21 protein-coding genes are annotated in these 24,828 nt (G+C 70.1%); 5 read left to right on the plus strand and 16 right to left on the minus strand.

Annotated features, from left to right (window positions below):
- Positions 1-25: 25 nt before the first annotated feature.
- From ASE76_RS04705 to cyoA, 8 genes are all read right to left on the minus strand, one after another.
- Complete coding sequence (locus tag ASE76_RS04705) at positions 26-934, minus strand: hydroxymethylglutaryl-CoA lyase (RefSeq protein WP_055835272.1); 909 nt, start codon at positions 932-934, stop codon at positions 26-28.
- Positions 935-1,087: 153 nt separating this feature from the next.
- Positions 1,088-1,624, minus strand: a complete 537-nt coding sequence (locus ASE76_RS04710; protein ID WP_055835276.1) for a response regulator transcription factor — start codon at positions 1,622-1,624, stop codon at positions 1,088-1,090.
- Positions 1,614-2,957 (minus strand): ATP-binding protein, encoded by a 1,344-nt coding sequence (locus tag ASE76_RS04715; protein WP_055835279.1) that lies wholly within the window; start codon positions 2,955-2,957, stop codon positions 1,614-1,616. The genes ASE76_RS04710 and ASE76_RS04715 overlap by 11 nt, the downstream gene beginning before the upstream one ends.
- Positions 2,958-2,965: 8 nt before the next feature.
- Complete coding sequence (locus tag ASE76_RS04720; protein ID WP_055835691.1) at positions 2,966-3,781, minus strand: SURF1 family protein; 816 nt, start codon at positions 3,779-3,781, stop codon at positions 2,966-2,968.
- Positions 3,782-3,819: 38 nt separating this feature from the next.
- Positions 3,820-4,284: a cytochrome o ubiquinol oxidase subunit IV gene (gene cyoD, locus ASE76_RS04725; protein ID WP_082447948.1), complete on the minus strand. Its 465-nt coding sequence runs from the start codon at positions 4,282-4,284 to the stop codon at positions 3,820-3,822.
- Entirely contained in the window at positions 4,281-4,925 is a 645-nt protein-coding gene (gene cyoC / locus ASE76_RS04730) for a cytochrome o ubiquinol oxidase subunit III (protein WP_055835282.1), read from the minus strand. Before cyoC ends, cyoD begins: the two co-directional genes overlap by 4 nt.
- Positions 4,918-6,921 carry a cytochrome o ubiquinol oxidase subunit I gene (cyoB, locus tag ASE76_RS04735; RefSeq protein WP_055835285.1) on the minus strand — a complete coding sequence of 668 codons (2,004 nt, stop codon included), beginning with the start codon at positions 6,919-6,921 and terminating at the stop codon, positions 4,918-4,920. The genes cyoC and cyoB overlap by 8 nt, the downstream gene beginning before the upstream one ends.
- An 86-nt stretch (positions 6,922-7,007) precedes the next feature.
- On the minus strand, positions 7,008-8,075 hold the full coding sequence (gene cyoA / locus ASE76_RS04740) for a ubiquinol oxidase subunit II (RefSeq protein WP_055835287.1): 1,068 nt from the start codon (positions 8,073-8,075) through the stop codon (positions 7,008-7,010).
- 152 nt (positions 8,076-8,227) lie between these two features.
- On the opposite strand from cyoA, the gene ASE76_RS04745 reads away from it, so the two are divergent.
- The gene (locus ASE76_RS04745; protein WP_369793367.1) at positions 8,228-9,568 is read left to right on the plus strand and encodes an MFS transporter; all 1,341 of its coding nucleotides are present in this window, start codon (positions 8,228-8,230) and stop codon (positions 9,566-9,568) included.
- Between the two features lie 81 nt (positions 9,569-9,649).
- On the opposite strand, the gene ASE76_RS04750 is transcribed toward ASE76_RS04745, so the two are convergent.
- From ASE76_RS04750 to ASE76_RS04775, 6 genes are all read right to left on the minus strand, one after another.
- Positions 9,650-10,570 (minus strand): glyoxylate/hydroxypyruvate reductase A, encoded by a 921-nt coding sequence (locus ASE76_RS04750; RefSeq protein ID WP_055835291.1) that lies wholly within the window; start codon positions 10,568-10,570, stop codon positions 9,650-9,652.
- A 140-nt stretch (positions 10,571-10,710) separates the two neighbouring features.
- Entirely contained in the window at positions 10,711-12,804 is a 2,094-nt protein-coding gene (locus ASE76_RS04755; RefSeq protein WP_055835293.1) for an acetyl/propionyl/methylcrotonyl-CoA carboxylase subunit alpha, read from the minus strand.
- Between the two features lie 110 nt (positions 12,805-12,914).
- Entirely contained in the window at positions 12,915-13,586 is a 672-nt protein-coding gene (locus ASE76_RS04760; RefSeq protein WP_055835297.1) for a DUF4126 domain-containing protein, read from the minus strand.
- Positions 13,587-13,733: 147 nt separating this feature from the next.
- A complete protein-coding gene (locus ASE76_RS04765) occupies positions 13,734-14,516 on the minus strand; it encodes an enoyl-CoA hydratase/isomerase family protein (RefSeq protein WP_055835300.1) in 783 nt (260 codons plus the stop codon).
- Positions 14,509-15,462: a S9 family peptidase gene (locus ASE76_RS04770; protein WP_201781823.1), complete on the minus strand. Its 954-nt coding sequence runs from the start codon at positions 15,460-15,462 to the stop codon at positions 14,509-14,511. The genes ASE76_RS04765 and ASE76_RS04770 overlap by 8 nt, the downstream gene beginning before the upstream one ends.
- Before the next feature lie 26 nt (positions 15,463-15,488).
- Positions 15,489-17,096, minus strand: coding sequence for a carboxyl transferase domain-containing protein (locus ASE76_RS04775; protein WP_055835303.1), 1,608 nt, complete (start codon positions 17,094-17,096; stop codon positions 15,489-15,491).
- A gap of 65 nt (positions 17,097-17,161) precedes the next feature.
- Between ASE76_RS04775 and ASE76_RS04780 the strand changes: the two genes are divergently transcribed.
- A complete protein-coding gene (locus ASE76_RS04780) occupies positions 17,162-18,850 on the plus strand; it encodes a Na+/H+ antiporter (protein ID WP_055835306.1) in 1,689 nt (562 codons plus the stop codon).
- Positions 18,851-18,879: 29 nt separating this feature from the next.
- Here the strand turns inward: ASE76_RS04780 and ASE76_RS04785 are convergent, their stop codons facing one another.
- Both ASE76_RS04785 and ASE76_RS04790 read right to left on the minus strand, forming a co-directional pair.
- Positions 18,880-20,580, minus strand: a complete 1,701-nt coding sequence (locus ASE76_RS04785) for an AMP-binding protein (RefSeq protein WP_055835309.1) — start codon at positions 20,578-20,580, stop codon at positions 18,880-18,882.
- A 146-nt stretch (positions 20,581-20,726) separates the two neighbouring features.
- Positions 20,727-21,899, minus strand: a complete 1,173-nt coding sequence (locus ASE76_RS04790; RefSeq protein WP_055835312.1) for an isovaleryl-CoA dehydrogenase — start codon at positions 21,897-21,899, stop codon at positions 20,727-20,729.
- A gap of 114 nt (positions 21,900-22,013) precedes the next feature.
- Between ASE76_RS04790 and ASE76_RS04795 the strand changes: the two genes are divergently transcribed.
- The 3 genes from ASE76_RS04795 to ASE76_RS04805 are packed head-to-tail and all read left to right on the plus strand — an operon-like array spanning position 22,014 to position 24,818.
- Positions 22,014-23,066, plus strand: coding sequence for an AraC family transcriptional regulator (locus ASE76_RS04795; protein ID WP_055835315.1), 1,053 nt, complete (start codon positions 22,014-22,016; stop codon positions 23,064-23,066).
- Positions 23,059-24,627, plus strand: a complete 1,569-nt coding sequence (locus tag ASE76_RS04800) for a cryptochrome/photolyase family protein (protein WP_055835317.1) — start codon at positions 23,059-23,061, stop codon at positions 24,625-24,627. Before ASE76_RS04795 ends, ASE76_RS04800 begins: the two co-directional genes overlap by 8 nt.
- A gap of 11 nt (positions 24,628-24,638) precedes the next feature.
- Positions 24,639-24,818 carry a DUF2256 domain-containing protein gene (locus ASE76_RS04805; protein WP_055835320.1) on the plus strand — a complete coding sequence of 60 codons (180 nt, stop codon included), beginning with the start codon at positions 24,639-24,641 and terminating at the stop codon, positions 24,816-24,818.
- Positions 24,819-24,828: the final 10 nt, after the last annotated feature.

The raw sequence follows: 24,828 nt of genomic DNA on the forward strand, positions 1-24,828 counted from the left end.
CAAGGAGATGGATTCGATCATCGGCTCAGTCCCGGCGTTTTTCAAGCAGCGCCTTGCCGGCCCGCGACTGGGTGGCGCGGCCGATGGCGTTGCTGATCCAGGCGCCGGTATCGACCAGCGCGTCGAGGTCGATGCCCGTCTCGATGCCCATGCCGTGCAGCATGTAGACCATGTCCTCGGTCGCCACGTTGCCGGTGGCGCCCTTGGCATAGGGGCAGCCGCCCAGGCCCGCCACAGAGGCGTCGAACTGCCAGATGCCGACCTCCAGCGCCGCCAGGGTGTTGGCCAGCGCCTGACCGTAGGTGTCGTGGTAGTGGCCCGACACGTCGGCCGGCGCGTAGTGCGCCAGTGCCGCATCCAGCGCGCGCTGGGTGGACCGCGGATTGCCGACGCCGATGGTGTCGGCCACACCCACGTGCTGCACGCCGATCTCCTTCATCAGCCGGGCGACCATGCCGACCCGCTCGGGCGCCACGTCGCCTTCATAGGGGCAGCCGACGGTGCAGGAGATCGCGCCGCGCACGTGGATGCCGGCGGCGCGCGCCGCGGCCGCGACCGGCGCGAAGCGCGCGATGCTCTCGGCGATCGAGCAGTTGATGTTGCGCTGGCTGAAGGCCTCGCTGGCGGCACCGAAGACCACGATCTCGTCGGGCTTCCAGGGCAGCGCCGCTTCGTAGCCCTTGAGGTTGGGCGTGAGCACCGAATAGCGCACGCCGGGCCGGCGCTCGATGCCGGCCATCACCTCGGCCGCGTCGGCCATCTGCGGCACCCACTTCGGGCTGACGAAGCTGGTCACCTCGATGTCCCGCAGGCCGGCGGCCTGCAGGCGGTGCACCAGGTCGATCTTGGTCGCGGCGGGCACGGTCTGCTTCTCGTTCTGCAGGCCGTCGCGGGGGCCGACGTCGACGATCTTGACGCGGGTGGGCAGGGGCATGGGGCTCTCGCTGGATGGATGTCTGGCTCGGATTGTCGGCGGTCGGCAGGCACCGCCGGCCGGCCCGACAGGGTATCCACAACAACGGCATAGATGGCGCCAGCAGGGTTGCAGATCGCGCCACCCCGCGCCGCTGCCGCCGTGCCGGGCGCGCTACTTGACCTGCTGCTTGCCCAGCTTGCGGGCCAGGGTGCGGCGGTGCATGCCGAGCCGGCGCGCGGTCTCCGAGATGTTGAAGCCGGTCTCGGCCAGCGTCTCGTGGATACGCTCCCACTCGAGCGTCTTGATCGAGGTGGCGCGGTTGGTCAGCTCGACCTCGACCGTGCCTTCGGCCCTGCCGAAGGCGGCCTCGATGTCGTCGGTGTTCGACGGCTTGGCCAGGTAGTGGCAGGCGCCCAGCTTGATCGCCTCGACCGCGGTGGCGATGCTCGCGAAGCCGGTCAGCACCACGATCAGCATCGCCGGGTTGCAGGCGTGCAGCTCCTGCACGCAGGCCAGGCCCGAGGCTTCGCCGCTCAGCTTCAGGTCGACCACCGCGTAGCCGGGCTGGTGCGAGTGCAGGAGCGCCGCCATCTCCTCCTGGCTGGCGGCCAGCAGCACGGTGTAGCCCCGGCGCTCGAAGGAGCGGCCCAGGGTGCGGGCGAAGGCGGCGTCGTCCTCGACGATCAGCAGCAGGCGTTCAGCTTCCATCGGGGGCCTCTTCTTCCTCGAGGGTGATCGCGGCCAGCGGCAGGGTGATGGTGACCGCCGCGCCGCCCTGCGGCCGGTTGGCGGCGCTCACCTGGCCGCCCACGGTGCGGGCCACGTTGACCACCAGGAACAGGCCCAGCCCGCCGCCGGGCCGGCCCTTGCTCGACTGGTAGGGCTTGCCAAACTGCGCCAGCATCGCCGGCGCGAAGCCGGGGCCGGCGTCGGTCACAGTGAGGCGCAGCACGTCGGCATCGCGCTCGGCCTCCAGCCGCACCCAGTGGGGCGAAGCGTCCAGCGCGTTGTCGAGCACGTTGCAGATCATCTGCTGCAGGGCCGAGTCGGACACCATCGGCAGGTCGTCCACCACCCGGTTGTCGTAGGCCAGCGTGGTCTGCGGCCGGGTGGCGCACCAGTCGTCCACCAGGTCGTCGAGGAAGTCGCAGATGGTCGTCTCCTCGGACGATTCGCCGCGTGCCTCGCCGGCCGACAGCAGGATGCCGCTGACGATCGACTTGCAGCGCTGCACCTGGATCTGCATCTCGGCCACCTCGTGCAGCAGTTCCGGGTCGGAGCTGAAATGCGGCAGCCGGCGCCAGTCGCCCAGGATCACCGCCAGCGTGGCCAGCGGCGTGCCGAGCTCGTGCGCCGCGCCCGAGGCCAGCAGGCCCATGCGCACGATGTGCTCCTCTTCCGCCGCGCGCTGCCGCAGGTCGGCCAGCCGGCCGTCGCGCTCCCGCAGGTTGCGGCCGATGCGGGTGATGAAGACCACCAGCAGCGTGGCGTTGAGCGCGAAGCAGATCAGCAGGCCCAGCACGTAGGGACTGAGCAGGCCCTGCGCCTGGTCGGGCGGGAACGCCAGCGGCTGGCCGAAGAAGGTCAGGCCGGCGAAGCAGAGCGCGGTGATCGCCACCATCGTCCAGGTCGACCAGGCGTCGAGCAGCACCGCGGCCAGCGTGACCTGCAGCAGGTACAGGAAGACGAACGGGTTGGTGGCGCCGCCGCTCAGGCACAGCTGGGCGGTGAGCATCGCCACGTCGACCAGCAGCGCCAGGAACAGTTCGCCGTTGGAGACATCGCTGCGCCGGCGCCAGCGCAGCAGGCTGGCGATGTTGAAGGCCGCCAGGCACAGCAGCACCACCAGCATCGGTTTCAGCGGCAACGGGATGCCGAAGCCGAAATGCACGACCAGGATGGTGACCACCTGGCCCACCACCGCGATCCAGCGCAGCTGCACCAGCTGGTGCATGTTCTTGCGGACGGTGGCGTTGTCCACCCCCGCGGCCGATGGGGCGCGGGTCGAGAAGCGTGGAAGGTGGTCGGAAAGGCTGGCCATGGCCGACTCTACCCGCGCCCGGCCCCGGCCCCGGTCCCCGCGACGGCTGCTTTCCCGGCGGCGCGGCGGCGGACCCGCGCCTCGTCCCGCGCCACGTAGGCCGCCGCGGCCGCCACCATCAGGGCCAGGGCGAACCAGGTCAGCGCGTAGACGGTGTGGCTGTTGGGAAACTGGATGACGGTCAGGCCGCCGACCGGGGCGCCGGCCGGCGCGGCGGGATCGGCCGCCGCATCGACGAAGTACGGCGCTACCGGGCCGAGCGACCGCAGGCCCCGCGCGTCGGCGATGGCCTGGACGTCGCGCGAATGCCAGCGATCGGCGGCGGGGTCGTTCTCGCGCAGGAAGCCGCCGTGCGGCTCGGTCAGGCGCAGCAGGCCCACGACGTCGACCGTGCCGGACGGCTGGCCGGCCGGCCGTGTCGCCGGATCGCGTTTGTCGGGCGGCACGAAGCCGCGGTTGACCAGCACCACCGTGCCGTCGGAGGTCTTGAGCGGCGTCAACACCCAGAAGCCCGCGCCCAGGGCGGTCGTCGCCTGGACGATGGTTTCGCGGTCATGCAGGAAAACGCCCGAGAGGCGCAGGCGCCGGTATTCGTCCGATGCGGCCGACAGGCCGGGCCAGGCGGCAGGCCCCGGCGGTGCGGCAGGTTCCGCATGCACCCGCTGGTCGACCCGGGCGATCAGGTCGAGCTTCCAGGACAGGCGCTGCACCTGCCAGACGCCCAGCGCCACGAAGGCGGCGAAGACGAGCAGCGCGACGGTCGCCAGCACCCCCAGGAAGAGCGGGCTTCGCGGCCCGCGCACGGTCACGGCGTCTGCACCCATGCGGTTGTCGACCAACGAGGCACCCGCCGCCCTGCCCGTCAGGGCATGTTCTTCATTTCGTGGGTCGACATCGGCATCATGTTGGCGTTCATGTGGAACATCACCCACAGGGAACCGCTCAGCGTGATGACGACCACCACCAGCGTGAAGATCAGCGCCAGCATGTTCCAGCCGCCTTCGGACTTGGTGTTCATGTGCAGGAAGTAGATCATGTGCACCACGATCTGCACCGCGGCGAAGCCCAGGATCACCAGCGCGGTGGTGCTCGACTTCTCGAACACGTTGCCCATGACCAGCCAGAACGGAATCGCGGTCAGGATCACCGACAGGATGAAGCCGGTGGCGTAGCCCTTCAGCGTGCTGTGCGCGGCGCCGTCGTCATCGTGGCCGTGGCCGTGGCCGTGGTCGCCGTGGTGGACATCGTGGCCGTGCGCGATGCCGTGCTGGCCCGCCTGGGCGTCGTGCATGCCGTGTGCCGGCTTGGTGTTGTCGTGCGCGCTCATGGCAGCACTCCCATCAGGTAGACGAAGGTGAAGACGCCGATCCATACGACGTCCAGGAAGTGCCAGAACAAGGAGAGGCACATCAGGCGGCGGCGGTTCTCGGCGATCAGGCCGCGCTGCTTCAGCTGCACCATCAGCACCACCAGCCAGACGACGCCGAAGGCGACGTGCAGGCCGTGGGTTCCCACCAGCGCGAAGAAGGACGATAGGAACGCGCTGCGCTGCGGCACCGCGCCTTCGTGGATCAGGTGGGCGAACTCGTACAGCTCCAGGCTTAGGAAGGCCAGGCCGAACAGCCCGGTGATGCCCAGCCAGACCATCGTGGCCTTGACCCGCTTCTTCTGCATCTCCAGCATCGCGAAGCCGTAGGTGATCGACGACAGCAGCAGCATCGCGGTGTTGAGCGCGACCAGCTTCAGGTCGAACAGCTCGCCGCCCGAGGGGCCGGCGGCATAGCTGCGACCCAGCACGCCGTATACCGCGAACAGGCAGGCGAAGATGAGGCAGTCGCTCATCAGGTAGAGCCAGAAGCCCAACAGCGTGCCGTTCTGCGGGTGGTGTTCCCCGGGAACGTAGAAACGCTGGTTGTCGGACTCGCTCGCGGAGTCGGAATGCGTCGGTAGAACGGTGGTATCAGACATGGCGGGCCAGCATGCGGGTGCGTTCTTCCTCGGTCACGACGACCTGGTCGACCGGGATGTAGTAGTCACGCTTGTAGTTGAAGGTATGGATGATGGTCGCGACCAGCACCGCGGCGAAAGCCAGGATGGCCAGCGGCCACATCTGCCAGATCATGGCGAAGCCGAACACCGTGCCCAGGCCTGCGATCACGATGCCCGCGGCCGTGTTGGCCGGCATGTGGATCGGCAGGAAGCCCTTCAGCGGACGCGTGTAGTTGCGGTTCTTCATGTCGTGCCACGCGTCGCCGTCGTGCACCAGGGGCGTGAAGGCGAAGTTGTAGGCCGGCGGCGGCGACGAGGTCGACCACTCCAGCGTGCGGCCGCCCCAAGGATCGCCCGAAAAGTCGCGCAGCTTCTCGCGGTTGCGGAAGCTCACGAACAGCTGGATCAGGAACGACGCGATGCCGAGCGCGATCAGGAAGGCTCCGAAGGCGGCGATCTGGAACCAGATCTGCAGCGACGGATCCTCGAAGTGGCTCAGGCGGCGGGTCACGCCCATCAGGCCCAGCACGTAGAGCGGCATGAACGCGACCCAGAAGCCGACGAGCCAGAACCAGAACGAGCACCTGCCCCAGAAATCGTCGAGCTTGTAGCCGAAGGCCTTCGGGAACCAGTAGTTGATGCCGGCGAACATGCCGAACACCACGCCGCCGATGATCACGTTGTGGAAGTGGGCGATCAGGAACAGGCTGTTGTGCAGCATGAAGTCGGCCGGTGGCACCGCCAGCAGCACGCCGGTCATGCCGCCGATCACGAAGGTGACCATGAAGCCGATCGTCCAGAGCATCGGCACCTCGAAGCGGATGCGGCCCTTGTACATGGTGAACAGCCAGTTGAAGATCTTCGCCCCGGTCGGGATCGAGATGATCATCGTGGTGATGCCGAAGAACGAGTTCACGCTGGCGCCGGAGCCCATGGTGAAGAAGTGGTGCAGCCACACCAGGTACGACAGGATGGTGATCACGATCGTGGCGTAGACCATCGACGCGTAGCCGAACAGGCGCTTGCCGCAGAAGGTCGAGACGATCTCGGAGAACACGCCGAAGGCCGGCAGGATCAGGATGTAGACCTCGGGGTGGCCCCAGATCCAGATCAGGTTCACGTACATCATCGGGTTGCCGCCGAAGTCGTTCGTGAAGAAGGCGGTGCCCACGTAGCGGTCGAGCGACAGCAGGGCCAGCACGGCGGTCAGCACCGGGAAGGCGGCGACGATCAGCACGTTGGTGCAGAGCGCGGTCCAGGTGAAGATGGGCATCTTCATCAGGCCCATGCCCGGCGCGCGCATCTTGACGATGGTGACCAGCAGGTTGATGCCCGACAGCAGCGTGCCGATGCCGGCCAGCTGCAGCGACCAGATGTAGTAGTCGACCCCCACGTCGGGGCTGAAGTCGATGCCCGACAGCGGCGGATAGGCCAGCCAGCCGGTGCGGGCGAACTCGCCGACGAACAGCGAGGCCATCACCAGCACCGCGCCGCTGGTGGTCATCCAGAAGCTGAAGTTGTTGAGGAACGGGAAGGCCACGTCGCGCGCGCCGATCTGCAGCGGCACCACGTAATTCATCAGGCCGGTCACCAGCGGCATCGCCACGAAGAAGATCATGATCACGCCGTGGGCGGTGAAGATCTGGTCGTAGTGGTGCGGCGGCAGGAAGCCGGCCGAGTCGCCGAAGGCGAAGGCCTGGTGCGCGCGCATCATGATCGCGTCGGCGAAGCCGCGCAGCAGCATGACGATGCCCAGCACCATGTACATGATGCCGATCTTCTTGTGGTCGATGCTGGTGAACCACTCGCGCCACAGGTAGCCCCATTGCTTGAAGTAGGTCAGCCCGCCGACCACCGCCGTGCCGCCGAGCACCACCATGACGAAGGTCGCCAGCAGGATCGGGTCATGGAGCGGAATCGCCTCCCATGAGAGGCGGCCGAAGATGAGCTTCGTGAAGTCGAGTTGATCGAACATGGTGAGCCAATTGCCAAGGATGAAGCGGTGGTGGGCGCCCGGGTGGGGCGGCTGCCTCCGCCGAAAGGATCAGGAAAGGTTGCCGGTCAGAGGGGCTGGCTGGTCGGTGCGGGCAGGATGCCGGTCGGGTCGGTCGGGGTGCACAGCGCGCCCACGTAGACCTTGGACTTGTCCAGGCCCAGGCGCTCGCGGGTCGCGGCGTCGATCGAGGCCCGGTTGTGGGTGCCGGCCACGCCGCCGATGCCGCCGCTGGCGTCGATCGCCATCATGTCCTTCATGCACATGCGGTTGGCCTCGACGCAGCGGTTGAGCACCGCGTCGTACAGGCCCGCGTCGACGGTGGCGTAGCGCCGCACCGGCTCGCGCTCGCTGGGCTTCTCCAGCAGCAGGTAGCCGTCGCGGTCGAGCTGCTTGCCTTCGGACTTGGCGGTCTGCACCCAGCGGTCGAAGTCGGCCGGGGCGTAGCCGTGGAACTTGAAGCGCATGCCGGAGAAGCCCGCGCCGCTGTAGTTGGCCGACATGCCTTCGTATTCGCCCGGCTTGTTGATCACCGCGTGCAGCTGGGTCTGCATGCTGGGCATCGCGTAGATCTGGCCGGCCAGCGCCGGGATGAAGAACGAGTTCATGACCGACGACGCGGTGATCTTGAAGTGGATCGGCCGGTCGACCGGCGCGGCCAGCTCGTTCACCGTGGCGATGCCCTGCTCGGGGTAGATGAAGAGCCACTTCCAGTCGAGCGCCACCACCTCCACCACCAGCGGCTTGGTGCCTTCGGGCACGCTGCGGCCGGCCTGCAGCCGGTCGAGCGGACGGTACGGGTCGAGCGTGTGGGTGCTGATCCAGGTGACCGCGCCCAGCGCGATGATGATCAGCAGCGGTGCGGCCCAGATCAGCAGCTCGAGCAGAGTGGAGTGGTCCCAGTCCGGCTCGTAGCGCGCCTCGGTGTTCGCCTTGCGGTACTTCCACGCGAAGATGAAGATGAGGGCGATCACCGGGACGATGATGATCAACATCAGCACGGTGGAGACGATGATCAGGTCGCGCTGTTGCAGCGCCACGTCGCCCGAAGGGCTGAGCAGCACGGCGTTGCAGCCCGCCAGCAGCACGGCAGGCGCGACCAGGAGCAGGCGGCGGAGTGTTTGGAGGGAGGGCATGCCGGGCGGAATCGTCAGGGGTTCTAAGATGTGCAGAATCTACGCTCATCCCTCTCGGTGGGGCATTGGACGTTTTGTCCTATGGCGGCTTTGGTCAGGCAATGAGACCCTGCGGGCGTTTGCATGACACTACACCAGAATCAAGAGTACGCATGATGGCCAGCATCAGTTCGCAGCATCCCGAAACCTCATCGCCCGGCGCGGAGAACGATGTCCGCCAGATCACGGCGGACCATTCCAAGGTCGCCCCCGGGGAAATCGCCATCGGCGTGGTCATCGGCCGCGCATCGGAATATTTCGACTTCTTCGTCTACGGCATCGCCTCGGTGCTGGTCTTTCCGGCGATCTTCTTCCCGTTCGAGGAGCGGCTGGAGGGAACCCTCTGGGCCTTCGTGGTCTTTTCGTTTGCCTTCATCGCGCGTCCGATCGGCACCACACTGTTCATGGGCATCCAGCGCCGCTGGGGCCGCAGCACCAAGCTGACGATCGCCCTGTTCCTCCTGGGCATCTCCACCGCCGGCATCGCCTTCCTGCCCGGCTACGCCAGCCTGGGCGTGACCTCGATCGTGCTGCTCTCCATCTTCCGCTTCATGCAGGGCATCGCCCTCGGCGGCTCGTGGGACGGCCTGCCCTCGCTGCTGGCACTGAACGCGCCGGAGAACCGCCGCGGCTGGTACGCCATGCTGGGCCAGCTGGGCGCGCCGATCGGCTTCATCATCGCCAGCGCGCTGTTCCTGTTCCTGCACAGCAACCTGTCGCTCAAGGACTTCCTGGAGTTCGGCTGGCGCTATCCGTTCTACGTGGCTTTCGCGATCAACGTGGTGGCGCTCTTCGCCCGGCTGCGCCTGGTGGTGACGCACGAGTACACCCAGTTGCTCGAAGAGCGCGAGCTGGAGCCGACCAGCGTGCGGGAGATGGTCCGCACCCAGGGCTACAACATCTTCGTCGGCGCCTTCACCGCGCTGGCCAGCTACGCGCTGTTCCACCTGATCACCGTGTTTCCGCTGTCCTGGATCGTGCTGGGCACCACCCAGTCGGTGAACGACGTGCTGGCGGTGCAGGTGGTCGGCGGTTTCCTGGCGATTCTCAGCACCATCGCATCGGGCGTGATCGCCGACCGCTTCGGCCGGCGCAACACGCTGGGCACGCTGGCGGTGCTGATCGGCGTCTTCAGCCTGTTCGCCCCGGCGCTGATGGGCGGCTCCGAAGTGGCGCAGGACGTCTTCATCCTGGTCGGTTTCGTGCTGCTGGGCCTGTCCTACGGCCAGGCCGCCGGCACCGTGACCGCCAACTTCTCGTCGATCTACCGCTACACCGGCGCGGCCCTGACGGCCGACCTGGCCTGGCTCGTGGGTGCGGCCTTCGCACCGCTGGTCGCGCTGGGCCTGTCGGCCAACTTCGGCCTGGGCTATCTCACCGCGTACCTGATGTCGGGTGCGGTGCTGACGCTGGCGGCGCTCTGGATCAACCGCAAGCGCGCGTCGCGCGACTGATCGGGTCGCGCGCAGGGCCCGGTGCCCTGCCCTTCCCCTCGAAAAAAGCCGCGCGCCCGCGCGGCTTTCTGCTTTGCATCCTCAGTAGCCGCGGCCCGGCTCCACCACGCCCGCGATCGGCCGCCCCGCCTGCAGCGCCAGGATCTTGCCGGCGATCTGGGCGATGCTCTCGTCCCGCAGGGTGCGGGCCGAGGTATGGGGCGTGACCATGACCTTCGGATGGGTCCAGAACGGGTGCCCGGCCGGCAGCGGCTCGGTGCGGAACACGTCGAGCGCCGCGCCGGCCAGGTGGCCCTCTTCGATCAGGGCGAGCAGGTCCTCCTCGACCAGGTGCCCGCCCCGCGCCACGTTGACCACGTAGCCGCCCGGCAGCAGCTTCGACAGGGTCTCGCGCCGCATCACGTCCTGCGTGTCGGGCGTCAGCGGCAGCAGGCAGACCAGGATGCGGGTGCCGGCCAGGAAGTCGTCGAACTGCCCCTCGCCCGCGAAGCATTCCACGCCCTCGACCGTCTTGGGCGACCGGCTCCAGCCGCGCACCGGAAACTCGAAGCCGCTCAGCGCCTTCGCCACCCGCTGGCCCAGCACGCCCAGGCCCATCACCCCGACCGGATGTTCGGCCCGGCTGCGCGGCTTGCGGTACGACCAGCGGCCGGCCGCGGTATCGGCTTCGTAGCCGTCGAACTCGCGGAAGTGCCGCACCACCGCATGGGTGACGAATTCGGCCATCTGCACCGCCATGCCGCTGTCGTCGAGCCGCACCACCGGTACGCCCGCCGGCAGCCGCAGGGCCATCAGCGCATCGACGCCCGCGCCGATGTTGAAGATGCCGCGCAGGGCGGTCTGTTCGTCGAGGAAGGCCTGGGGCGGCGCCCAGACCACCGCGTAATCGGCCGCCGGGGCGCCGGGCGCCCATTCGGTGACGGTGGCATCGGGCAGCGCGGCCCGCAGGCCGTCGATCCAGGGGCCGGCCTTGGTGCCGGTGCAGCAAAAGGTGATGTTCATGCGGCAGAGTCTGCCACCGGCCATGCCCTGGCCGCATCCACCTGCGCGACGCAGTTTGCGGCGCCGGCCGCCGCGCAGGCCCGGGCGTGCGGCGGGACCAGCGGTGCACCATCGGCTGCACACCCGGTTGCCGGACCTCCTCAGGCCGGCTGGCCGATCCGCAGCAGCTCCGCGCCTTCGGTCACCTGGTCGCCCGGGGCGTAGAGCAGCTCTTCCACCACCCCGTCGGCCGGCGCGGCGATGGTGTGCTCCATCTTCATCGCCTCCATCACCGCCAGCGCCTGGCCGCGCGTCACCGCGTCGCCGGCCCGGACGGCGAACGACACCACCTTGCCCGGCATCGGCGCCGTCAGGCGGCCGCCTTCGGACTGGGCGTCGGCCGCGTGGGCCAGCGGGTCGATTGCTATTATTTGCGTAGCACCCAGCCGGCCGAACACATGGGCCGCGGGCCCTTTCAAGTAGATGTTCAGTCGTTCGCGCCGGTCGCCCAGCTGCAGGTCGATGGCGCCGTCGCCCACCGCCGTCCAGCCGAGCGATCGCGGTGGGGCGTCGGCGGGCACCGCCAGCTGCAGCGCGCCTTCGCGGTCCCGCAGCAGCCGGGCCTGCACCGCCTCGCCCCGGAACTCGAAATCGAAGCGGCGCGCCATCGGCCCGTGGGAGCGCCAGCCGTCGCGCCGGCCGAACGGGTCGGCGGCGGCTTCGGCGCCGGCCTCGTCCTGCAGGCCCTGCGCGACCACTGCCGCCGCCGCCAGCGGCAGGCCGACCGGCTCTTGGTCGAACAGCACCGCCCGCTCGCGCTCGATCAGCGCGGTGTCGAGCCGCGCCTCGGCGAACGACGGGCAGGCGACCACGCGGCGCAGGAACTGCACGTTGGTCTGCAATCCGACGATGTGGGTCTGCGCCAGCGCCGCGTCGAGCCGGGCCAGCGCCTCTTCGCGGGTGGCGCCGTGCACGATCAGCTTGGCGACCATCGAGTCGTAGAACGGCGAGATCGCATCGCCCTCGCGCACCCCGTCGTCCACGCGCACCGTGCCGCGCTCGAAGGCGGTCGCCTGCGGCTTGCGGTAGACCTGCAGGGTGCCGGTGGTCGGTAGGAACTGGTTGTCGGGGTTTTCGGCGCAGATGCGCGCCTCGATCGCATGGCCGGCGATGCGCAGTTGGTCCTGGCGCAGCGGCAGCGGCTCGCCGGCGGCGACGCGCAGTTGCCACTCCACCAGGTCCAGCCCGGTGATCGCCTCGGTCACCGGATGCTCCACCTGCAGGCGCGTGTTCATCTCCATGAAGAAGAAGTTCATATCGGGTTGCTGGGCCCCCACGCTCCGCACTGGCGTGTCGTCGCTGCCCCCCGAGGGGGCTGCACCGCCTTGGGGCGGCCCGGCGGCGGCACCGTCGCGCTGCTCGACGATGAACTCGACCGTGCCGGCGCCCACGTAGCCCACCGCCCTGGCCGCCGCCACCGCCGCCGCGCCCATCTGCCGGCGCATCGCCTCGGTCATGCCGGGCGCGGGCGCTTCCTCCAGCACCTTCTGGTGGCGGCGCTGCACCGAACAGTCGCGCTCGAAGAGGTAGACCACCTCGCCCTGCGTGTCGCCGAAGACCTGGATCTCGATGTGCCGCGGGCGCTGGACGTACTTCTCGACCAGCACCGCGTCATCGCCGAAGCTGCTGGTCGCCTCGCGCCGGCACGATGCCAGCGCGGCGGCGAAGTCTTCCGACCGCTCGACCGCCCGCATGCCCTTGCCGCCGCCGCCCGCGCTGGCCTTGATCAGCACCGGATAGCCGATGCGGTCGGCCTCGCGCTGCAGCAGCGCCGGGTCCTGGTCGGCACCGTGGTAGCCGGGCACCAGGGGCACGCCGGCCTTTTCCATGAGCTGCTTCGACTCGGCCTTCAGGCCCATCGCGCGGATGGCAGACGGCGGCGGGCCGATGAAGACCAGCCCCGCGTCGGCGCAGGCCTGGGCGAAGTCGTCGTTCTCGCTCAGGAAACCGTAGCCGGGGTGCACCGCCTCGGCGCCGGTCGCCTTCGCCGCGTCCAGGATGCGCTGCCACTGCAGGTAGCTGTCCTTCGGCGCGCTGCCGCCGACGTGCACCGCTTCGTCGCAGACCTGCACATGCTTGGCATGCGCGTCGGCGTCGGAATAGACGGCGACCGTCCGGATGCCCATGCGGCGCGCGGTGGCCGCCACCCGGCAGGCGATCTCTCCACGGTTGGCGATCAGGATCTTTTTAAACATGGGTGGCCTCCGGGGCGAAATCGCCTGCGCACGCTGCGCGTGCCATGCGATGTGGCTGCGCCGCTGCGCCGCTTTGCGGCTGGTCACCACGGTTCGCGATCAGGATTTTCTTAAACATGGGGGTCGTCTCCGGAGGAATTCTTGTGGATGGAAAACGCGGGCGCGGTGCCCGGATCGGGCCGGCCGCTGAAGATGCGGGCCACCCGGCCGAACAGCGCCCGCAGGAACCGCCAGCTCTTGCGGATCAGCCAGACGCTGAGCGCCAGCACCGCGACCAGCAGCACCAGGAACACCAGCGGATGCGCCACTGCCAGCCACAGCCCGGCCGGCACGGCGGTGTCTTCGACCAGCGATGCGCCGACGTTGGAGAACGGCTCGGGCGAGGTGTTGATCGCCGCGCGGGTGGTGGCCTTGGCCGCATGCGCCGTGGCCGCGAATCCGCCGCCCACCAGCGCCGCCACCACCGCCATCACCCCGTGGTCGGCACCGAACACGCCGGCCGCCAGGGCCGCACCGGCGGGAATGCGGATGGCGGTGTGCACCACGTCCCACAGCGAATCCAGGCCCGGGATCTTGTCGGCGAAGAACTCGACGAACACCATGAAGCCGCTGGCCGCCAGCACCGCCGGATGCGCGAGCAGCTGCAGGCCGCCCGGCAGCGGCACCCAGCCAAAATAGCCCGCGACGCCGGTCAGCAGCACCACCAGGTACAGCCGCACGCCGCTGGCCCAGCCGAGGGCGGCGGCCAGGGCCAGCAGCTGGGGCATATCGAGACTATGCATACCAAATATCCTCTGCAGCGGGGGCGCGCATGGCGATGGGCATCGGCCACGCGTCGTCCCGCGGGGCCGGCTTTGCCGGACCGCCGGGATGGCCCCCGGCGAGGGGCTTGGCGAAGCTACACGCAGTGCGCGAAGACTGGGGGAGGGTCACGACGCCAGCCAGGACGGTTTGCGCTTCTGCAGGAAGGCCTGCACACCCTCGCGGCCTTCGTCGCTCGCGCGGATGTCGGCGATGCCCTCCACCGTGCGGGCGACCAAGGCATCGTCGATCGGGCGGCCGTTCACGTCGGCGATCAGCTCCTTGCAGGCGCCCACAGCCGCCGGGCTCGCACCGGTGAGCGCCTTGAGCAGCCCATCGACCGTGGCGTCGAGCGCGTCGGCTCCGACCACCTCGTGCACGAAGCCGATGCGGTGCGCCTCGGCCGCGGTGAAGCGCTCGGCGGTCAGGAAGTAGCGCTGCGCGGCCCGGGCGCCCATCGCGCGCAGCACGTAGGGGCTGATGGTGGCGGGCACCAGTCCGATCTTGACCTCGCTCAGGCAGAACCAGGCGGTGTCGACGCTCACCGCCATGTCGCAGGCCGCGACCAGCCCCATGCCGCCGGCGTACACGTCGCCCTGCACCCGGGCGACGGTGGGCTTGGGGCATTCGGCGATGGTGCGCAGCATCGCGGCCAGCTTGCCCGCATCGGCGATGTTCTCGGCGCGGTTGTAGCCGGCCATCCGGCGCATCCAGTGCAGGTCGGCGCCGGCGCAGAAGGCGGGGCCTTCCCCGGCGAGGACGATGGCGCGGACGTCGTGGCGGGCACCGAGCGCGCGGAACGCGGCGTCGAGCTCGGCGATCAGGGCGTCGTCGAAGGCGTTGCGCACTTCGGGGCGGACCAGGGTGATGCGGGCGACGCCCGCCGATGCGGCGATGGTCAGGCTAGTCATGGGATGCCTCGTCTCGGGTGGTGGGCACGTGCGCCGGGAGCGGCGGCGCGCCCGCTGCCGGGACCGTCTCCGGTGCCACGGGATCGGGTCGCAGTGCGGGAAAGCCTTGCCGCTCCAGGAACGCGGCGACCGGCGGATGCCAGGTCTGCGGGAAGCGTGCGAAGGTCTGGTGGCCGTCCTCGCCCTGCGGCGGGAACTCGATGAACTCGCCGGTGCCCCCGGCGGCCCTGAAAGCGTCGAACCATTCACGCGGATGGGTGGGGCCGAAGTACTGGTCGTTCTGCGCGTAGAGCCACAGCACCGGCACCCGCGCCGTCTTGCCGTAGCTGCCCAGCGTGCTCTCCAGCAGGTGCGGCGAACACGGGCGGCCCGGCTGGAGCTTCGGGTTGCCGCCTGCGCCGCCGGCGAAGTCGATCGCCGCCACCACGCCGGGCAGGTTGCGGCCTGCCGCCGCGAGCGTGGTGGCGCCGCCGAACGATTGGCCGGCGATCACCGCGCGGTCCTGGGCGGCGTCCGGCCTCTGGCGGATCGCCTCCAGCGTGGCCGCCACCTGGTCGGCCGCCGCCGCGAAACCGGGGGCGTAGGACTTGCGCTGGCAGGGGCCGCTGTTCTCCAGGTCCTCGCCGCCGCTCACCCCGTAGCCGATGCGCGTGGGTACCGCGACGATGAATCCATGTCGCAGAAAGAACCGGGCGGCATCTCCGTACCGTGCACGGCCGAGCTTCTGCCGCCCTTCGGCATCGGGCGCGCGCCCGTGGTTGAGCACCAGCACCGGCGAGGGCTTCGGGTTGGCATCGTCGGTCCAGACGGTGACGCGGATCGGCTGGGAAAAGCGTTTGCCAGAGCTGTGGGTCACCTGCACCGGAAGATCGAATGCTTCCTCGTGCACCCGCGCATGGGCACCGGCGGCCAGTGCCAGCGACACGGCCGACAAGAACAACGACACGGGAAAACGACGGTCCATGGCAGCCCCTACATGCGGAAGATGCCGAATTTTGGCTCCGGAATCGGCGCATGCCGCGCCGCCGCCAGCCCCAGCGCCAGCACCCGCCGGGTATCGGCCGGGTCGATGATCCCGTCGTCCCAGAGCCGCGCGGTGGCGTAGTAGGGGTGGCCCTGCTCTTCGTACTGCCGGCGCAGCGGCGCCTTGAATGCATCCTCTTCCTCGGCGCTCCACTGGCCGCCCTTGGCCTCGATGCCGTCGCGCTTGACGGTCGCCAGCACGCTGGCCGCCTGCTCGCCGCCCATCACGCTGATGCGGGCGTTGGGCCACATCCAGAGAAAGCGCGGGCCGAAGGCGCGGCCGCACATGCCGTAGTTGCCGGCGCCGAAGCTGCCGCCGATGATGATGGTGAACTTGGGCACGTTGGCCGTCGCCACCGCGGTCACCATCTTGGCGCCGTGGCGGGCGATGCCCTCGTTCTCGTACTTGCGGCCGACCATGAAGCCGGTGATGTTCTGCAGGAAGACCAGCGGTATCTTGCGCTGGCAGCACAACTCGATGAAATGCGCGCCCTTCTGCGCCGATTCCGAGAACAGGATGCCGTTGTTGGCGACGATGCCGACGGGCATGCCCTCGATCTCGGCGAAGCCGCAGACCAGGGTGGCGCCGAAGCGGGCCTTGAACTCGTGGAACGCGCTGCCGTCGACGATGCGGGCGATGATCTCGCGCACGTCGAAGGGCTTGCGGGTGTCGGCCGGGATCACGCCGTACAGCTCCTCCGCTCCCAAAAGAGGAGCAGCAGGTCGGCCTCCGGAGCCGGCCTCCGGCACTTTTCGCCGCAGATTCTCGACCGCGGCGCGGGCCAGGGCCAGCGCGTGCAGGTCGTTCTCGGCCAGATGGTCCACCACGCCCGAGAGCCGGGTGTGCACGTCGCCACCGCCCAGGTCTTCGGCGGTGACCACCTCGCCGGTGGCGGCCTTCACCAGCGGCGGGCCGCCCAGGAAAATGGTGCCCTGGTTCTTGACGATGATCGATTCGTCGCTCATGGCCGGCACGTAGGCGCCGCCGGCGGTGCAGCTGCCCATCACCACCGCGATCTGGCCGATGCCCTGGGCGCTCATCTGGGCCTGGTTGTAGAAGATGCGGCCGAAGTGGTCGCGGTCGGGAAACACCTCGTCCTGGTTGGGCAGGTTGGCGCCGCCGCTGTCGACCAGGTAGACGCAGGGCAGCCGGTTCTGCTCGGCGATCTCCTGCGCCCGCAGGTGCTTCTTCACCGTCAGCGGGAAGTAGGTGCCGCCCTTGACCGTCGCGTCGTTGCAGACCACCACGCACTCGGTGCCCGCGATGCGGCCGATGCCCGCGATGATGCCGGCGCCCGGCGCCGCGCCGTCGTACATGCCGTGGGCCGCCAGCGGCGCGATCTCCAGGAACGGCGTGCCCGGGTCCAGCAGCATCTCGACCCGGTCGCGCGGCAGCAGCTTGCCGCGGGCGGTGTGCTTGGCGCGGGCCGCCTCGCCGCCGCCCTGGGCCACGCGGGCCACCTGGGCATGCAGGTCGTCGACCAGTGCGCGCATCGCGGCGGCGTTGGCCTGGAACTCGGCAGAGCGGGCGTTGAGCCTGGAACTCAGAATCGACATGGGAGCCTTTCGGGATTCGGTTGGAAACGGGGAGCACCAGGGCGTGCGCCGAGAATGGGCCGCAGATGCATACCGTCGAAATCGTTCTCTTGCTGCTGATGCTGGGCGCCGTGTCGGGCCTGGCGGCGCGCTACCTGGCGGCCATTCCGCTGCCGCTGCTGCAGATCGCGCTCGGCGCGGCGCTCTCGTGGCCCGATGCGGGGCTGCACGTGCGCTTCGACCCGGAGCTGTTCCTGTTGCTGTTCATCCCGCCGCTGCTGTTCGCCGACGGCTGGCGGATACCCAAGCGCGAGTTCTTCGCGCTGCGCCGGCCGATCCTCACGCTGGCGCTGGGCCTGGTGCTGTTCACCGTGATCGGCCTGGGCTACTTCGTGCACTGGATGGTGCCGGGCGTGCCGCTGACGGTGGCCTTCGCGCTGGCCGCGGTGCTCTCGCCCACCGACGCGGTGGCGGTCAGCGCCATCACCCGGCGCCTGGGCATGCCCGAGAAGACGATGCACATCCTGGAGGGCGAATCGCTGCTCAACGATGCCTCGGGCCTGGTGGCGCTGAAGTTCGCCGTGGCGGCCACGCTGACCGGCGTGTTCTCCTGGAGCGAGGCCGGCCGCAGCTTCGTCTTCATCGCGGTGGGCGGCGTGGCGGTGGGGACGGGCGTCGGCTGGGGCTTCGCGGTGGCACGCAACGCCATCACCCGGCGGCTGGGCGACACCGCCGCCACGCAAACCGTGCTGCTGCTGATGCTGCTGCCCTTCGCCGCCTACATCCTGGGCGAGAACCTGGGCGTCTCGGGCATCCTGGCCGCGGTGGCGGCCGGCATCGCCACCAACTTCGCCGACCTGGAGCGCAGCGAGTTCATCGCCGAGCGGATGCAGGCCCAGGGCGCCTGGGCGGTGGTGGAATCGGCCTTCAACGGCGCGATCTTCCTGCTCCTGGGACTGCAGCTGCCGGCGATCATGGTCGACGGCCTGACGCACGGGCCGCACGCCTGGTGGCGCATGGTGGGCTACGTGCTGGCCATCTCGGCGATGCTGGTGGCGCTGCGCGGCGTGTGGCTGGTGCTGGCGGTGCGCCGCTCGATGGCCAATGCCCGCCGGCGCGGCCAGCTGCTGGAGGCACCCACCGCCCGCCTGATGGGCGCCACCACCCTGGCCGGCATCCGCGGCGCGATCACCCTGGCCGGCGCCCTGTCGGTGCCGCTGCTGATGCCCGACGGCAGCGCCTTTCCGGGGCGCGACATGCTGGTCTTCCTGGCGACCGGCGTGATCCTGGCCACCCTGGTGGCGGGCAGCGTCGGCCTGCCGCTGCTGCTGCGCGGCCTGCCGCAACCCGACGAGCCGCCCCATGCCCGCGAAGAGCGTCTGGCCCGGGTGGCCGCCTGCGAAGCCGCCATCGCCGCGCTGAAGAACGACCAGAGCGGCGCCGGCCGGCACGACGCCGAATGGCAGGGCCTGCACGAAGAGGCCACCGGCCGCGTGGCCCGCGGCTACCGCCGCCGCATCGAGACGCTCGACGACACCGACGACGGCCCCGAGGCCGACCAGGCCGAGCGCGCCGCCCTCAAGCGCGGCCATGTGCTGGAGTTGGAACTGCGCCTGGCCGGCCTGCGGGCCGAGCGGGCCGAACTGTACCGGCTGCGGCGGGCGCACCGGATCAACGACGATTCGCTGCGCGCCCTGGTGCAGGAGGTGGACCTGTCCGAGATCTCGCTGCGCCGCCGGCTCGTGGCCGCGCGCCGCGCGTCGCAGCGCGGCTGAAACCGGAGCGGTGCGGGCGGCGGCCATGCTCAGGCCGACTTCTCCGCGCCCCGGCCCAGCGCCTGCGCCATCGCCTCGCGGATCTTGAACTTCTGGATCTTGCCGGTGACGGTCATCGGGAAACCCTCCACGAAGCGGATGTGGCGCGGCACCTTGTAGTGCGCGATCTGCCCGCGGCAGAAGTCGCGCACCGCGTCCTCGGTGAGCGGCTGGCCGGGCTTGGCCACGATCCAGGCGCACAGCTCCTCGCCGTACTTGGCGTCGGGCACGCCGACCACCTGCACGTCCTGGATCTGCGGATGGCGGTAGAGGAACTCCTCGATCTCGCGCGGGTAGACGTTCTCGCCGCCGCGGATCACCATGTCCTTGCTGCGGCCGACGATCTTCACGTAGCCCTGCGCGTCCATCGTGGCCAGGTCGCCGGTGTGCATCCAGCCCTCGGCGTCGATCGCCTCGCGGGTCCTGGCCTCGTCGCCCCAGTAGCCGTGCATCACCGCGTAGCCGCGGGTGCACAGCTCGCCGGTGGCGCCGGGTGCGACGGGGGCGCCGTCGGCATCGACCACCTTCACCTCCAGGTGCGGCTGCACCGTGCCGACGGTGGAGACGCGCAGGTCCAGCGGCGTGTCGGTGCTGCTCTGGCAGCTCACCGGGCTGGTCTCGGTCATGCCGTAGGCGATGGTGATCTGCGACAGGTGCATCGCGCCCACCACCCGCTTCATCACCTCGGCCGGGCACGGCGAGCCGGCCATGATGCCGGTGCGCAGGCTGGAGAGATCGAACTCGGCGAAGCGCGGATGGTCCAGCTCGGCGATGAACATCGTCGGCACGCCGTGCAGGCCGGTGCAGCGCTCGTCCTGCACCGCCTGCAGCACCGTCAGCGGGTCGAAGCCATCATTGGGATAGACGATGCAGCTGCCGTGGGTGAAGCAGGCCAGGTTGCCCAGCACCATGCCGAAGCAGTGGTAGAGCGGCACCGGGATGCAGAGCCGGTCTTCGGGCGTGAGCCGCATGCACTCGCCGATGAAGAAGCCGTTGTTGAGGATGTTGCGGTGGGTGAGCGTGGCGCCCTTCGGGAAGCCGGTGGTGCCGCTGGTGAACTGGATGTTGATCGGGTCGGTGCTGCGCAGGCCGGCGGCCACCGCCTCCAGCTGCGGATCGGCCGCGTCGCCACGGGCGTGCAGATCGGAGAAGCGCAGCATGCCGGGCTGCTCCTCGCCCTCGCCCGCCACGTCGATCCAGGCGACGAGCCGCAGGTCGGGCAGGCGCGCCGCGTGCAGGTCGCCGGGCGCGGCGGTCGCCAGCTCGGGTGCCAGCTCCTGCAGCATGGCCAGGTAGTCGCTGGTCTTGAAGCGCGCCATCGTCACCAGCGCCTTGCAGCCGACGAGCGTGAGCGCGTACTCCAGCTCGGCGGTGCGGTAGGCCGGGTTGATGTTGACCAGCACCAGCCCCGCCTTGGCGGTGGCCAGCTGCAGCAGCACCCACTCGACGTTGTTGTGCGACCAGATGCCGATCCGGTCGCCCGGCACCAGCCCCTGCCGCAGCAGCGCGCTGGCCAGCCGGTCGACCGCCACGCGCAGCTCGCCGTAGGTGTAGCGCAGGCCCTGGTGCACGCTGACCAGCGCCTCGCGCGCCGGCTGGCGGGCGGCCGTCGCGTCGAAGTGCGCGCCGATGGTCTGCTCGGCCAGCGGCACGTCGGTGGCGCCGCGGGAGTAGCTTTCGGTCAGGGGCATATGCGGGGTTTCTCCGTCGTAGGCATCACACGCTTGGCAGCCGGCTTCAGGAACACCGTGGATCCGGCTTCGCCGGTCCACCGGTGGTGCCCCCGGCGAGGGGGTGGGCGAAGACACGCAGTGCGAAGCCTGGGGGTGTGCTCCATTCACACCGTTTCGGAGAAAAGCTCTCGGCCGATCAGCATCCGGCGGATCTCGCTGGTGCCGGCGCCGATCTCGTAGAGCTTCGCATCGCGCCACAGCCGCTCCACCGGGAAATCCTTGGTGTAGCCGACGCCGCCCAGCGCCTGCACCGCCTCGCCGGCCATCCAGGTGGCCTTCTCGGCGGCGTAGAGGATCGCGCCGGCGGCGTCCTTGCGGAAGCTGCGGGCGTGGTCGGCGCGGTCGCAGGCCTTGCCTACCGCGTAGACATAGGCGCGGGTGGCCTGCCAGGTGGTGTAGAGGTCGGCCAGCTTGCCCTGCATCAGCTGGAACTCGCCGATCGCCTGGCCGAACTGCCTGCGCTCGTGCACATAGGGCACCACCGCGTCCATGCAGGCGGCCATGATGCCGAGCGGGCCGCCGGAGAGCACCGCGCGCTCGTAGTCCAGGCCGCTCATCAGCACCTTGGCGCCCATGCCCTCGCCGCCCAGCACGTTCTCCTCGGGCACTTCGCAGTCGTCGAAGAACAGCGGGTAGGTGTTGCTGCCGCGCATGCCCAGCTTGTCGAGCTTGGTGCCGGCGGAAAAACCCTTGAAATTTTTCTCGACGATGAAGGCGGTCATGCCCCGGGTGCCCATCTGCGGCTCGGTCTTGCCGTAGATCACCAGCGTGTCGGCATCGCCGCCGTTGGTGATCCACATCTTGCCGCCGTTGAGCACATAGCGGTCGCCCCGCTTCTCGGCCTTGAGCGCCATGCTCACCACGTCGGAGCCGGCGCCGGGCTCGCTCATCGCCAGCGCGCCGACGTGCTCGCCGCTCACCAGCTTCGGCAGATACCGCTGTTTCTGCGCGTCGGTGCCGTTGCGGTGGATCTGGTTGACGCACAGGTTGGAGTGCGCGCCGTACGACAGGCCGACCGAGGCGGATGCGCGCGACACCTCCTCCATCGCCACCATGTGCGCCAGGTAGCCCATCCGGGTGCCGCCGTATTCCTCGGCCACGGTCATGCCGTGCAGGCCCAGGTCGCCCAGCTTCTTCCACAGATCGGCGGGAAACTGGTTGTCGCGGTCGATCGCGGCGGCGCGGGGGGCGATCTCCTGCGCCGAGAAATCGGCCACCGCGTCGCGCAACGCGTCGACGGTGTCGCCCAGGTCGAAGTTCAGGCCGGGAAGCTGCATGCGGTTGTCTCCTTGTGATCGTGAGCGCGGCGCCGGGGCTGCCGCGGTCCTGCGCACAGCCTACGCCGGTGCGGCCCGCAATTGGCGCCACAATGGTTGCAAATCGTGCCAGCCATGACCCGTACCGCCCTCCTTCCGTCCACCCTGCCGCCCGGCCCGGCCGCGGCCACGCCGATGGCCTTCGTGCAGGCGATATGCGCCGGCTACGCCCGCTACGGCCAGGACCCGGCGGCCGCGCTGCGGCAGGCACGAATCGCGCCGCAGCAGCTGGCCGACCCGGCGGCGCGGATCACCTCGGCGCAGTTCGAGACGCTCAGCGGCGCGGCGATGCAGGCGCTCGACGACGAGGCCCTGGGCTGGTTCTCGCGCCGGCTGCCCTGGGGCAGCTACGGCATGCTGTGCCGGGCCTCGGTCACCGCGCCGACGCTGGGCGTGGCGCTGCAGCGCTGGTGCCGCCACCACGCCCTGCTGACCGACGACGTGCGGCTGCACCTGCAGGCGGGCCGCGACCATGCGGTGCTGCGCATCGAGGAGTGCCAGCCGCTGGGCGCGCTGCGCGAGTTCTGCCTGCTGACGCTGCTGCGCTACCTGCACGGCTTCGCCTGCTGGGCGGTCGATTCGCGCATCGCGCTGCGCGAGGCGGCGTTTCCCTTCCCGGCGCCGCCGCACGCCGACGTGTACCCGCTGCTGTTTCCCGGGCCGATCCGCTTCGGCGCCGACGCGGCCGGCACCACCTTCGACGCCCAGTACCTGGCCCTGCCGCTGGTGCGCGACGAGGCCGCCACCCGCGCGATGCTGCAGCGCGCCCTGCCGCTTACCGTGCGCCAGTACCGCCGCGACCGGCTGCTGGTCGACCGGGTGCGCGAGCTGCTGCAGCAGGCCCCCCGGCAGCTGGCCCATGCCGAGGGCCTGGCGGCGCGGCTCCACATCTCGGCGCGCACCCTGCACCGCCAACTGCGGGAGGAAGGCGCCTCGCTGCAGTCCTTGAAGGACACGGTGCGCCGCGACATGGCGCTCGACCTGCTGCGCCGCACCGCGCGGCCGATCAAGCAGGTGGCGCTGGCGGTCGGCTTCCAGAACGAGAAGAGCTTCGCCCGTGCCTTCCGCGGCTGGACCGGCCAGGGGCCGGGCGCGTTCCGCCAGGAAGGCCCGCACGGCCATGGCTGAGCTGCGCCACCTGGTGCTGGTACTGGGCGACCAGCTCGACCCGCAGGCCGCCGCGTTCGACGGCTTCGACCCGGCCCGGGACGCGGTGTGGATGGCCGAGGTGGCCGAGGAATCGACCCACGTATGGTCGTCCCAGCCGCGCATCGCCGTGTTCCTGGCCGGGATGCGCCACTTCGCCGAAGCCCTGCGCGCCGCGGGCCGGCCGCTGCACTACCGCACCCTCGACGACCCGGCCAACCGCGGCACGCTGGCCGCCGAACTCTCCGCCACGATGGAAGCGTCGCGCCCCACGCGGCTGGTGATGACCGCACCGGGCGACTGGCGGGTGCTGCAGGCCCTGCGCGGCGTGGCCGCGGCCCACGGGCTGCCGCTGGAACTGCGGCCCGACCGGCACTTCTACGCGACGGTGCAGGATTTCGCGGCCCACGCCCGCGGCCGCGCCACGGTGCGGATGGAGTACTACTACCGCGCACTGCGCCAACGCCACGGCGTGCTGATGGAGGCCGACGGCGGACCCGCCGGCGGACAGTGGAACTTCGACCACTACAACCGCGGCAGCTTCGGCGCACGCGGGCCGCAGGGCCTGCCGGTGCCGCGCCGCTTTGCGCCCGACGCGCTGACGCAGGAGGTGCTGGCGCTGGTGCGGCGCCGCTTAGGCGACCACCCCGGATCGCCCGACGCCTTCGACTGGCCGGTCACGCCGCAGGATGCGCGGGCCGCGCTCGACGACTTCGTGCAGCACCGGCTGCCGCACTTCGGCCGCTACCAGGACGCGATGTGGCCCGGCGAGCCGTGGCTCTACCACGCACGCATCTCGGCCGCGCTGAACCTGAAGCTGCTCGACCCGCGCGACGCGGTCGCCGCGGCCGAGGCGGCCTGGCGCGCGGGGCGTGTGCCCCTGGCCGCGGCCGAGGGCTTCGTCCGCCAGATCCTGGGCTGGCGCGAATACGTGCGCGGCGTCTATTGGACCCAGATGCCCGGCTACCTCGAGCGCAACGCGCTCGGCGCCACCGCCGACCTGCCCGCGTGGTACTGGACCGGCGACACGCCGATGGCCTGCCTGCGCGACACCCTCGGCCAGACGCTGCGCCTCGGCTACGCCCACCACATCCAGCGGCTGATGGTCACCGGCCTCTACGCCATGCTGCTGGGCGTCGACCCCCGGCAGGTGCATGCCTGGTATCTCTCGGTGTACGTCGACGCGGTGGAATGGGTGGAGCTGCCCAACACCCTGGGCATGTCGCAGTACGCCGACGGCGGCCTGATGGGCAGCAAGCCCTACGCCGCCAGCGGCCGCTACATCCAGAAGATGGCCGCCGGCTACTGCAAGGGCTGCCGCTTCGATCCCGCCCAACGCACCGGCGACACCGCCTGCCCCTTCACCGTGCTGTACTGGGATTTCCTGGCCCGCCACCAGCCGCTGCTGGCCGGCAACCGGCGCATGGCCTATCCGCTGCAGGCGCTGGCACGGATACCGGCGGCCGAGCGGGCCCGGATATCGCTGCAGGCCGCCCGCCTGCGGCACCCCGATACCGCCGCCGGCACCGACGCCGGAACCTGAGAATCGCCGCCATGCCCCCCAAACCCGCGCCCGGCTTCAAGGGCAACAAATCCCACCTGCCGCAGAAGCCCTGCGCCGCCTGCGGCCTGCCGATGACCTGGCGCAAGAAGTGGGCGCGCAACTGGGAGTCGGTGCTGTACTGCAGCGACGCCTGCCGCAAGGCGAAGGGTACGAAACCGGACACTCCCTGAGCCCCCTGCT

Source organism: Xylophilus sp. Leaf220 (assembly GCF_001421705.1).
Lineage (GTDB): Bacteria > Pseudomonadota > Gammaproteobacteria > Burkholderiales > Burkholderiaceae_C > Xylophilus.

Bases quoted from the DNA above. Each gene is read 5' to 3' on its own strand.
- ASE76_RS04705 (WP_055835272.1), bottom strand. From the start codon at position 934: ATGCCCCTGCCCACCCGCGTCAAGATCGTCGACGTCGGCCCCCGCGAC.
- ASE76_RS04710 (WP_055835276.1), bottom strand. From the start codon at position 1,624: ATGGAAGCTGAACGCCTGCTGCTGATCGTCGAGGACGACGCCGCCTTC.
- ASE76_RS04715 (WP_055835279.1), bottom strand. From the start codon at position 2,957: ATGGCCAGCCTTTCCGACCACCTTCCACGCTTCTCGACCCGCGCCCCA.
- ASE76_RS04720 (WP_055835691.1), bottom strand. From the start codon at position 3,781: ATGGGTGCAGACGCCGTGACCGTGCGCGGGCCGCGAAGCCCGCTCTTC.
- cyoD (WP_082447948.1), bottom strand. From the start codon at position 4,284: ATGAGCGCGCACGACAACACCAAGCCGGCACACGGCATGCACGACGCC.
- cyoC (WP_055835282.1), bottom strand. From the start codon at position 4,925: ATGTCTGATACCACCGTTCTACCGACGCATTCCGACTCCGCGAGCGAG.
- cyoB (WP_055835285.1), bottom strand. From the start codon at position 6,921: ATGTTCGATCAACTCGACTTCACGAAGCTCATCTTCGGCCGCCTCTCA.
- cyoA (WP_055835287.1), bottom strand. From the start codon at position 8,075: ATGCCCTCCCTCCAAACACTCCGCCGCCTGCTCCTGGTCGCGCCTGCC.
- ASE76_RS04745 (WP_369793367.1), top strand. From the start codon at position 8,228: ATGATGGCCAGCATCAGTTCGCAGCATCCCGAAACCTCATCGCCCGGC.
- ASE76_RS04750 (WP_055835291.1), bottom strand. From the start codon at position 10,570: ATGAACATCACCTTTTGCTGCACCGGCACCAAGGCCGGCCCCTGGATC.
- ASE76_RS04755 (WP_055835293.1), bottom strand. From the start codon at position 12,804: ATGTTTAAAAAGATCCTGATCGCCAACCGTGGAGAGATCGCCTGCCGG.
- ASE76_RS04760 (WP_055835297.1), bottom strand. From the start codon at position 13,586: ATGCATAGTCTCGATATGCCCCAGCTGCTGGCCCTGGCCGCCGCCCTC.
- ASE76_RS04765 (WP_055835300.1), bottom strand. From the start codon at position 14,516: ATGACTAGCCTGACCATCGCCGCATCGGCGGGCGTCGCCCGCATCACC.
- ASE76_RS04775 (WP_055835303.1), bottom strand. From the start codon at position 17,096: ATGTCGATTCTGAGTTCCAGGCTCAACGCCCGCTCTGCCGAGTTCCAG.
- ASE76_RS04780 (WP_055835306.1), top strand. From the start codon at position 17,162: ATGCATACCGTCGAAATCGTTCTCTTGCTGCTGATGCTGGGCGCCGTG.
- ASE76_RS04785 (WP_055835309.1), bottom strand. From the start codon at position 20,580: ATGCCCCTGACCGAAAGCTACTCCCGCGGCGCCACCGACGTGCCGCTG.
- ASE76_RS04790 (WP_055835312.1), bottom strand. From the start codon at position 21,899: ATGCAGCTTCCCGGCCTGAACTTCGACCTGGGCGACACCGTCGACGCG.
- ASE76_RS04795 (WP_055835315.1), top strand. From the start codon at position 22,014: ATGACCCGTACCGCCCTCCTTCCGTCCACCCTGCCGCCCGGCCCGGCC.
- ASE76_RS04800 (WP_055835317.1), top strand. From the start codon at position 23,059: ATGGCTGAGCTGCGCCACCTGGTGCTGGTACTGGGCGACCAGCTCGAC.
- ASE76_RS04805 (WP_055835320.1), top strand. From the start codon at position 24,639: ATGCCCCCCAAACCCGCGCCCGGCTTCAAGGGCAACAAATCCCACCTG.